The sequence below is a fragment of the Mesorhizobium sp. M7A.F.Ca.CA.002.15.2.1 genome, from assembly GCF_003998715.1.
Lineage (GTDB): Bacteria > Pseudomonadota > Alphaproteobacteria > Rhizobiales > Rhizobiaceae > Mesorhizobium > Mesorhizobium ciceri.
This window is the reverse complement of record NZ_RZPI01000142.1, coordinates 1-9,653: the sequence shown is the minus strand read 5'-3', so window position 1 is coordinate 9,653 and position 9,653 is coordinate 1. Positions and strand designations below refer to the sequence as shown.

Here is a 9,653-nt window from a genome sequence, read left to right as displayed (position 1 = left end):
GCCTACGCGCATTACATCAAGGCGCGCTTCGGCGAGCGCTATGAGCGCATTTTTGGGCCGCTGCCCGATTTTTCCGGCATGCCGTTGAATGCCAGCCCACTTGGAAACGATGCCGAGAAAGCAGCCTGGAATGCCATGAGCAGCGCGCAGCGCGACGCCATCAACGGTGTCTTCGTCAATATCGGCAAGGCGATTGCCGCCTTCGAACGCTCGATCGCGCCCACGCCAGCGCGCTTCGACCGCTTTGCGCTGGACCTCGCCACCGGTGCCGAGCCGAAGGGCGATGCTGTCTTTTCCAAACAAGAAATCCTTGGGCTTAAACTGTTCATCGGCAAGGCCAATTGCGTGACCTGTCACAACGGCCCGCGCTTCACCGACAACAGCTTTCACAACACCGGCGTGCCGCCTGTTGCGGGCCTGCCGCCGGATCGCGGCCGCATCGATGCCGTGCACCAAGTCGAGGCCGACCCGTTCAACTGCCTTGGCGCCTATCGGGACGGCGAGGTTGCCGCCTGCGGCGAACTGCGCTTCATGGTCAAGAATGCGCCACAACTCATCCGCGCCTACAAGACGCCGTCTCTGCGCGGTGCGGCAACGCGACCGCCCTATATGCATGCCGGGCAGTTTTCGTCGCTCGACGAGGTCGTGGCGCACTATGCGAAGGCCGCGCCCAGCGTCGAAGGGGTATCAGAGGTTCACCCGTTGGAGCTTTCAGACCGAGAACGCGCTGCTCTGGTGGCGTTCTTGAAGACGCTTTCGGAGTGATCTACCGATCCTTCACGGTCTCCATCGCCACAAAGGTCGAGGTCTGGGCGACATGGGGCAGGGCCGAGATGCGCTCGCCGAGGACGCGGCGGTAGGCGGCGATGTCCCTGGTGCGGACTTTCAGCAGATAATCGAAGCTCGATGCCATCATGTGGCACTGTTCGATCTCCGGCACAGCCTGTACGGACCGGTTGAAGGCGTCGAGCGCGGCGGATCTGGTGTCGGACAATTTCACCTGGACGAATGCGACATGGCCTTCGCCCATGCGCTCGCGGTCGACGATCGCCTGGTAGCCTCTGATATAGCCGTCCTTCTCAAGCCGCTTCACCCGCGCCTGCACCGGCGTCTTCGACAGGCCGACCTTTGCGGCTAGTTCTGACATGGAAAGCCGGCCATCGCTTGCAAGTGCGGCCAGGATATTCCGATCTATGCGGTCCAATTGGTCTTCTGTCATCGAAATCGCAGTCCAAATGTCAATTATATGCCGCTAGGATAGATCGAATGACCTGCAATGTCGATTTCTTTGGACCGGCCGAAATTTTGCACTTGTGCTAGCTTGCGCCATTCGGTCCGGTGACCGCCGGCCCGATCCCCTTTGCTCGATCCACGGGACCGCCATGCCAGCGCTCGATGCCATCCGCCAGCAGATCCGCGCCAACTACCTGCCCGACGAAGACGAGGCCGTGAAGCGGCTTGCCGAGGCGACGGGGCTCTCCGGGAAAGACCGCAAGGCGATCTCGGCTCGCGCCGCCGATCTGGTGCGCGCGGTGCGCGGCTCGTCGGATCCAAGGCTGATGGAAGTCTTCCTCTCCGCGTACGGTCTCTCCACCAAGGAAGGCGTGGCGCTGATGTGCCTGGCCGAGGCACTGCTGCGCGTGCCCGATACCGAGACGATGGACGACCTCATCGCCGACAAGATCGCGCCGCACGATTGGTCGGCGCATTCGGGCGGTTCGAGCTCCATCTTCGTCAACGCCTCGACCTGGGCGCTGATGCTGACCGGCCGCGTCCTCGACGAAGGCGAGGGCGGCATCGAGGGCACGCTGCGTTCTATGGTGCGGCGGCTGGGCGAGCCGGTCATCCGCAAGGCGGTGGCCGCCGCCATGCGCGAGATGGGCGAGCAGTTCGTGCTCGGCCGCACCATCACTGAAGCCGTCAAGCGCGGCCGGCCGATGACCCAGAAGGGTTATCTCTATTCTTTCGACATGCTGGGCGAGGCGGCCCGCACCGAGGCCGACGCCTTGCGCTATCACAAGGCCTATGCTGACGCGATTTCGTCGCTCGATTCCGGCTCCAACGGTCCTGACATCAGGCAGAACCACGGCATCTCGGTCAAGCTTTCGGCGCTGCATCCGCGTTACGAGGTGGCGCAGAAGGACGAGATGCTGCCTGTGATGGCCGAGCGGCTTTTGTCGCTGGCGCTGGCCGCGCGCCATTCGCGCATGGGTCTCAACATCGATGCCGAGGAGGCCGACCGCCTCGATCTATCGCTCGACGTCATCGAGCGGGTGCTGGCCGAGCCGGAACTTGCCGGCTGGAACGGGTTTGGCGTGGTGGTGCAGGCGTATGGGCCACGCGCGGCCTTCGCCATCGACTGGCTCTATGCGCTGGCCAAGAAATACGACCGCAACATCATGGTTCGGCTGGTCAAGGGCGCCTATTGGGACACCGAGATCAAGCGGGGGCAGACGTTGGGACTCACCGGCTATCCCGTCTTCACCCGCAAGGCCAACACCGACGTCTCCTACATGGCTTGCGCCAAGAAGCTGCTTGGCATGACCGACCGCATCTACCCGCAGTACGCCACCCACAATGCCCACACCGTCGCCGCCATCCTGTCGATGGCTGATAATAACCGCGATTCCTTCGAGTTCCAGCGCCTGCACGGCATGGGCGAGGCGCTGCACGAGACGGTGCGACGGTCCGAAGGCACGCGCTGCCGTATCTATGCACCGGTCGGAGCGCATTCCGATCTGCTGGCCTATCTGGTGCGCCGGCTGCTGGAGAACGGCGCCAACTCCTCCTTCGTGCACCAGCTGACCGATGAGGATGTCGAGCCGGAGGACATTGCGCGCGATCCGCTCGAGACGGTCGAAAGCCAGGGTCCGGCAGCCAATCCGGCGATTGCCCGGCCTTCCCAGATTTTTGGAGCCGGGCGTCGCAATTCGAAAGGATTCGACATCACCGACACGGTGACGCTGGCGGCGATCGACAAGGCCAGGGCGGCCTTCGCCGGGCCGGATCGCTGGCATGCCAAGCCGATTACGCGGGCCGCCGGCTATGGCAAGCAGCGTCCGATCGTCAACCCGGCAAAGCCTTCCGAAGTGGTCGGCACGGTCAGCGAAGCAGCTGCCAAGCAAGTCGCGACCGCCGTGCGCTTCGCGGTGGAAGCGCAACCGGCCTGGGCGAAGCGTCCCGTCGCCGAGCGCGCCGCCATCCTCAACCGGGCCGCCGATCTCTATGAGGCCAATGCCGTCGAGTTCTTTGCACTCGCCACCCGCGAGGCCGGCAAATCGCTGGCCGACGGCGTCGCCGAGGTGCGCGAAGCGGTCGACTTCCTGCGCTACTACGCCACCGAGGCGGCCAATGCCGAGGTGGGCACGCAAGCGCGCGGCGCCATCGTCTGCATTTCGCCGTGGAATTTCCCGCTCGCCATCTTCACCGGCCAGATCGCGGCAGCGCTCGTTACCGGCAATTCGGTGATCGCCAAGCCGGCCGAGCAGACGCCGCTGATCGCCTTCCGCGCCGTCGAACTGCTGCGCGAGGCCGGCGTGCCGGAAGACGTCATCCAGTTGCTCCCTGGCGACGGCCCATCGGTCGGCGGGCCGCTCACCGCCGATCCGCGCATCGCTGGCGTCTGCTTCACAGGTTCGACCGAGGTTGCCAAGCTGATCGAGAAGCAGCTGGCCGGGACGGCCGCGCCCGACGCCATGCTGATCGCCGAGACCGGCGGCCTCAACGCCATGATCGTCGATTCCACCGCGCTGCCCGAACAGGCGGTGCGCGATATCCTCGCCTCCGCCTTCCAGAGTGCCGGCCAGCGCTGCTCGGCGCTGCGCGTACTCTACGTGCAGAAGGACGTCGAGAAGAAGATGCTGGAGATGCTGAAGGGCGCCATGGAGGCGCTCAACGTCGGCGATCCCTGGCGGATTTCGACCGATGTCGGCCCGGTTATCGACGACGAGGCGCAAAGCTCGATCCGCGAGTATTGCACGAAGATGGGCCTGCAGGGCAGGCTGATCGCCAAGCTCGAGGCGCCCAGGGAAGGTCGCTTCGTCGCGCCGCATGTCTTCCGGGTCAAGGGTATCGAGGACATGGAGCGCGAGGTGTTCGGGCCGGTGCTGCATGTCGCCAGTTTCGACGCCGACCAGATCGACGCCGTCATCGCCGCCATCAACCGCAAGGGTTATGGCCTGACCTTCGGCCTGCACACCCGCATCGAGGGCCGCGTGCAGCATTTCGTCGATGGCATCCATGCCGGCAACATCTATGTCAACCGCAACCAGATCGGCGCCGTCGTCGGTTCGCAGCCGTTTGGCGGCGAGGGGCTTTCCGGCACCGGGCCGAAGGCCGGCGGTCCGCACTATCTCCGCCGCTTCCGCAAGGGGCCGGAGGCCGGCACCCATGTGCAGGATGGCCACAAGGTCACGGCGACCGAGCTTGCCGACAATCTGCCTGATCCCACACTTGGCGGCTGGTCGACGCGTCCGGACCGGATCGCCATTCTGAGGAAGCATCTGCGCGGCAAGGGTGCTGCGGCCATTGGTGCGGCCGCCGGCATCGATTTCGGCCAGGTCGACCTGCCCGGGCCGACCGGCGAAGCCAACACGCTCTCGCTGTCGCCACGTGGACGGGTGCTGTGCCTTGGTCCCGATGGTGATACGCTGCTGGCGCAGACGATCCAGGCGCTCGCCGCCGGCAACGCCGTGCTGGCCGTTGCACCGGGTGCACCGGCGGCCCTTTCCGCTCTGACCGGCAAGGGCCTCCCACTGGCCGTCATCGACGGGCGGCCTGATCCGGTCGAGGCACGCTCGCTGCGCGTCGATATCGTTGCTTTTTCCGGCACGCCAGAGGCCGCGCGCATCGTGCGCAGGGTTATCGCTGATCGCTCAGGCCCGATCGTGCCGCTGGTCAGCGAAGTGTTGAACCCGGCGGCTTATGCACATGAGCGGGCCGTCTGCGTCGACACCACCGCCGCGGGCGGCAATGCGACCTTGCTGGCCGGAGCCTGACTCCGGCCGGTCGATAGAGCCATTCACCGTTTCGTGGAAACGGTGAATGGCTCTATCTCTTTCGGTTTATGCATGTCGTTGTCCCAAAACCGGGACCACTTTTGAGCGACATGCATTACGCGCCTTCGACGACCGAAAAACCCTCGAACTGGGGGTGGCCGAGATAGTGGACCTTCGTCGTGCCGACATTCCTGTGGGCAGCGCGGAAATTCTCGGACTTGGTCCAGGCGATGAAATCATCGTGGCTCGCCCACACGGTGTGCGATGCAAACAGCGTGTAGCCTTCGGTCTCGTTGACCGGGCCTCGCAGCAGGTGGAATTCGCGGAACCCCTTCATCTCCGCAAGGCTGGAATCGCGGTTCTTCCACACGGCTTCGAAATCGTTCTCCGAGCCGGTCTGCACCTTGAAGCGGTTCATGGCGATGTACATGGTGGTTTCCTCTCACAGGGATGTTGATGATTTGCGGCCGCAGCGTTTTGTTCTGCGCACATTCAAAATGGGCCGATTTCGGTCTCGAACTCCAAACTTGCGCTTGCTGCCTGTGGTGGAATCGAAGGGAAGGGGGCTGCTTTGCGGATAATGCCAAGCGCCGCCTGATCGAAAGCCGCCGACCCTGAGGTCTCCAGGATGCGCAACTTATTTATGTTGCCCTTCCTGCCTATGACGAATTTAACAACCGCATTGTTGCGTGCCGCCAGTTGTAGGGACGGCGGCAGAGTGCGATTGACGCTGCCGAGCTTTCTAAAGACATCGCCGCGGTAGTTATCTTCCGCGGCAGTGCCTGCCTCGTTTTGCCTTTTGCCCTTGCTGGCCGCTTGCGCCGACAGGTCCTGGCCATCCGCCGTGCCGCGCTTCTCATCCGCCGTCTTTGACTGGGCAGCTGCCGGACTGGGCCTCGCGCTGGGGATCGGCGGCTGTTCTGGAACGGCGACAGGCGTCTCGGTGCTCCTGGGCTGAACGGTCGGCTGTGCCGGCGCTTCGGTCTTGGGAGCCACGCTCTGATCATCGGGGCGAGGGGCGCCGGCCACCAGTATGTCCGGGGTGACCGCCTGCGGTTTGACAGGTTCCGGCAAAGGCTTGAGCGGCGGCTTTGCCGCTTCCGCGGCAGGTTGGGAGGCCTCCGTTGGCTGCGACGGCTTGGGCGGCGTTGCCGGCTGTGGTTTGGCCGGTTGCGGGCTGGGCACCAGTGCAACGTTTATTGCCGTCGGGTCCTTGTCCAGCGCGCTGCCGACCACGTTGGTGCCCGACTGATCACTGCCTTCCGGCTGCTCGGCATTCTGGGAACTCGAAATCCCCGAAGGCGAGATCAGAAAAGCCGCCGCCACGGCGGCATGGAGCGCGCAGGAGACGACGATCGCCGCCGTCCATTTGCGGTTCCAGGCCGACGGCCGCGGCAGCGCGAGCGGCTCGGTTGGCTCTATCGCCCGCTCGGCGCCGGCTTCGGGAAGGGGGCTGATATCCTGCATGTCTCGCCGCGAGACCTGCAGCGACAAGAGCAGAATTGTCAAATCAAGATCGTTCGCTCGCAGCGGCAGTCGGCAGTGGCCGGCAGCTGGCCACACCGTTTTGTTTTGCAGGAATGCGGGATGCAGTCCCACCTCAGACGCCGAAGGCGATACCGGTCTTGGTGTCCGTCTTCAGCTTGCGCATGCAGGCGTTCGGTTCGACGCCGGTACCGGTGCATTCGGTCGCGCTGTTGATCAGCACGCGGCTGACTTTCGAGCACTCGGTGCCGGCCAGATCGAAACGCGTCACCTTGGTCTTGCCGGCCGGCAATTCCTTGAAATCGAGCACGGTCAGCCGGTCGACGACGCCTGCCTCGTTGAACAAGGCGATCTCGAAGGCAGCCTTGGACAGGTCGGCGCCGAGATTGTTGTTGACCACGAACCTCAGGCGGCAACCCTTGTCGGAAGGTTGCGCGCCATTGAGTTCCAGGGTGAGCGTGGGGGCCGGCGCGGACTCTTGCGCCCACGCCGAAACCATCGCAAGCGACATCGCCAGCATCGAGGTCAGCAGACGAAGGGGTGTCGTCAAGCTCGTCATGGCAATCAGCCTCCAAACCGCATCGTTGCCGCCAGCTTCAGCGTTATGCCGGGCTCGTAGGCCGCGAAAACCGGCTGCGGCGGCTGGCCAGCCGTGGTCAGGTTAAGCGGGTTGGCGTATTTGACATCGAACAGATTGTCGGCGCGGAAATCAATCTTCAAATTGTCCGTCGCCTGGTAGCTGGCAAAGGCATTGACCAGCGTGTAGTCCTCGGCGATCGGATTGCCCTTGGGCTTGCCATTGTATTGCACTTCGCCGCCGACGGTCAGCTTGTCCTCGAGGAAGCGCAAGCCGAGCTGCGCGGTGACCTGGGATGATGGGATCGTGGCGAGATCCGCTTCCACACCCTTGTAGGAAATGGTGTGACCATTGGTGATTGAAGCCGAGAGGCCGGCATAGCCCCATCCGGCATCATAGACGCCCTCCAGTTCGAAGCCGTCGATCTTGGCCTTGGCAAAATTCTGGTACTGGAAGCATATCGGGATACCGGGTCCGCTCGGGCAACCGGCTGTCGGGTCAAACCGCGACAGGGTAACGCCATCGATGTAATCTTCGACATCATTGTTGAAATACGCTGCCTTGATGCGCAGCGCATCGCCGGCTTCGAGGATGTCGTTCTGCTTGTAGTTGACGCCGAATTCGACGGTCTTTCCAGTCTCCGGCCGCAGATTGGGATTGGGCAGGAACGGAAAGCTGACGCCTGCCGGATGATTGCCGCTGATCAGCGTCTCGGCGATCGATGGCGAGCGATAGCCCTCGGCATAGGTGCCATAAAACTGAAGGCCGGCAAGGCCTGCGGATTCGAACGGGGAGACGCCGACGGTGATGCGCGGCGATACCCTGTCGCCGGAAATGTCGTGGGTGTCATCTTTGAGACTGTAGTTGTCGTAACGCAGCCCGGCGATGACTTCGAGCCACTCCCAGGTGAGCTTGTCCTGGACATAGGCGCCCGAAACGTTGCGCTTGCCCGAAGGCGTGTAGAAACTGTCGCCACCAGCCGCGCCGCCGGTCTCGACGTTATCGCCGACCCAGTCGCCGCCATAGGTCAGCTCGTGCGCGATCCCACTCGTCTCGAACCGGGACGTGTTCCAGATGTCGATGCCGGTGGTGCCGACGTCGAATGTCGACTGCGATCCCGCCGGCAAGACAACGGGAAGGCCGGTGACCGGATCAAAGCGGTTTTGCGGGACAAGGCTGGTCAGATCGAGGTTGGTCTTGTTGTAGGAGGTGTTGATGTGGAGATCGAGCCAGCTCTTGTCCTCATCCGTGATGTTGTAGCGCGCCGTGAAGGTGTTCGACTTCAGGTCGACGTCATTGACCGGCGCACCGCCGCTGATCTCGTTCCAGCCATCGCTTGAGCCGACCCAGCCGAGCTTCAGTTCGCTGTTGTCGGTCGGGCGTATGCTGGTCTTGAGCAGTCCGCTCAGCACGTCGAAGCCGGTGCCCTTGACGGTGTCGCCGCCGCCATCCTTGTAGTCGTCATAGTCGCGGTAGACGATGTTGCCCAGCACGTCCCAATTCTCGTTAATGCGGTAGGCGCCGGATGCACTTGTGGTCCAGCCCTTGCCGTTGCTCTCATAGCGTCCCGTGACGGAACCGGCCCATGTCTCGTCAGGCTTGAGGAAATCCTCGGCATCCTTGGTGTCGAAGAAGACGACGCCGCCGATGGCGCCCGAGCCGTAGGTGTTGGCTACAGGACCACGGATAACATCCACGGATTTGACGAGTTCGGGGTCGATGTAGAAGGTCGACTGCGTGCCGTGGTCGGAGCGCTGGAAATTCTGTCGTGCGCCGTCGACGATGACTGCGACGCGACCGAAATCCTGCAGGCCGCGGATGTTGATGCTGGTGCTGACGCGCCTGGCGTCGGCCTGCGCCGCGACACCGGGCACGCCGAGCAGCATCTCATTGGGCGTCGTCGCCATGCGGCGGTCGAGCTGTTCCTGGCCGATATGGCTGGCCGATGCCAGCGATTCGATCGCCGTCTCGCCGGTGCGGCTGATGACGAGGATCTTGTCGAGCAGCGTTGCTCCCGCTGGTGCTGCCTTTTCCTCTTCAGCCTTCTTCGTTTGATCTGTCGTCTGCGCCGCCTGCTGGGCGTTGGCCAGTTGCGCCGATAAGGCAATCGCCGCCACGCTTGCCAGCAATGCCGCCGCGCCGTTCGCCGCCGACCGGCCGCGCCATTCCCAAGTCACAAACCCCATGCCCCAACTCCAAAGTCCAGGTTTCATGCTGGCTGGCCCGGGGCTGGCTGGCATTTTTGATCGTCGCCGACGTCTTAAATGTTGACTCATTTAATCCGGTATTGCACTGACTAGTAAACATGATTATTCAAGTCAAGAAATGAATCGGATTACGCAACGCCTAGCCAGACGCCCGGCACAGGAAAGGGATCCATCCAGATGAACACCCACAATCCCAACGATTTTCGCTATCGCGTCCGCCGTCCCGACGATGCCTCCCCCCATTTCGACCGGGTTCCGCTGGCGGTACGAACCCTTTCCAGCAACACCCTGTTCCAGGGCGAGCACGAGATAGGCATCGAGCATCACGGTGCACTCTACCGGCTGAAAATCACCCGCCAGGGCAAGCTCATTCTCAACAAGTAAGAC

7 protein-coding genes and 1 pseudogene are annotated in these 9,653 nt (G+C 63.2%); 3 read left to right on the top strand and 5 right to left on the bottom strand.

Annotated features, from left to right (window positions below; translation table 11 throughout):
* Positions 1-765, top strand: a pseudogene (locus ENZ74_RS11035) (c-type cytochrome); the annotation flags it as partial.
* 1 nt (position 766) lies between these two features.
* On the opposite strand, the gene ENZ74_RS11030 reads toward ENZ74_RS11035, so the two are convergent.
* The gene (locus ENZ74_RS11030) at positions 767-1,219 is read right to left on the bottom strand and encodes an Lrp/AsnC ligand binding domain-containing protein (RefSeq protein WP_013531233.1); all 453 of its coding nucleotides are present in this window, start codon (positions 1,217-1,219) and stop codon (positions 767-769) included.
* Between the two features lie 163 nt (positions 1,220-1,382).
* Between ENZ74_RS11030 and putA the strand changes: the two genes are divergently transcribed.
* Positions 1,383-4,997 carry a bifunctional proline dehydrogenase/L-glutamate gamma-semialdehyde dehydrogenase PutA gene (putA, locus tag ENZ74_RS11025; protein WP_063168171.1) on the top strand — a complete coding sequence of 1,205 codons (3,615 nt, stop codon included), beginning with the start codon at positions 1,383-1,385 and terminating at the stop codon, positions 4,995-4,997.
* 115 nt (positions 4,998-5,112) lie between these two features.
* On the opposite strand, the gene ENZ74_RS11015 is transcribed toward putA, so the two are convergent.
* The 4 genes from ENZ74_RS11015 to ENZ74_RS11000 all read right to left on the bottom strand — a co-directional run bounded on the left by ENZ74_RS11015 (position 5,113) and on the right by ENZ74_RS11000 (position 9,245).
* On the bottom strand, positions 5,113-5,427 hold the full coding sequence (locus ENZ74_RS11015; protein ID WP_027039045.1) for an antibiotic biosynthesis monooxygenase: 315 nt from the start codon (positions 5,425-5,427) through the stop codon (positions 5,113-5,115).
* A gap of 62 nt (positions 5,428-5,489) precedes the next feature.
* Positions 5,490-6,323, bottom strand: a complete 834-nt coding sequence (locus ENZ74_RS11010; RefSeq protein WP_245462624.1) for a TonB family protein — start codon at positions 6,321-6,323, stop codon at positions 5,490-5,492.
* A gap of 274 nt (positions 6,324-6,597) precedes the next feature.
* A complete protein-coding gene (locus tag ENZ74_RS11005; RefSeq protein ID WP_063168170.1) occupies positions 6,598-7,041 on the bottom strand; it encodes a hypothetical protein in 444 nt (147 codons plus the stop codon).
* 5 nt (positions 7,042-7,046) lie between these two features.
* Complete coding sequence (locus tag ENZ74_RS11000) at positions 7,047-9,245, bottom strand: TonB-dependent hemoglobin/transferrin/lactoferrin family receptor (RefSeq protein ID WP_082826469.1); 2,199 nt, start codon at positions 9,243-9,245, stop codon at positions 7,047-7,049.
* 198 nt (positions 9,246-9,443) lie between these two features.
* Here ENZ74_RS11000 and hemP point away from each other — a divergent pair, with 198 nt between their 5' ends.
* Entirely contained in the window at positions 9,444-9,650 is a 207-nt protein-coding gene (gene hemP, locus ENZ74_RS10995) for a hemin uptake protein HemP (protein ID WP_063168168.1), read from the top strand.
* The last annotated feature ends 3 nt before the right edge of the window (positions 9,651-9,653 follow it).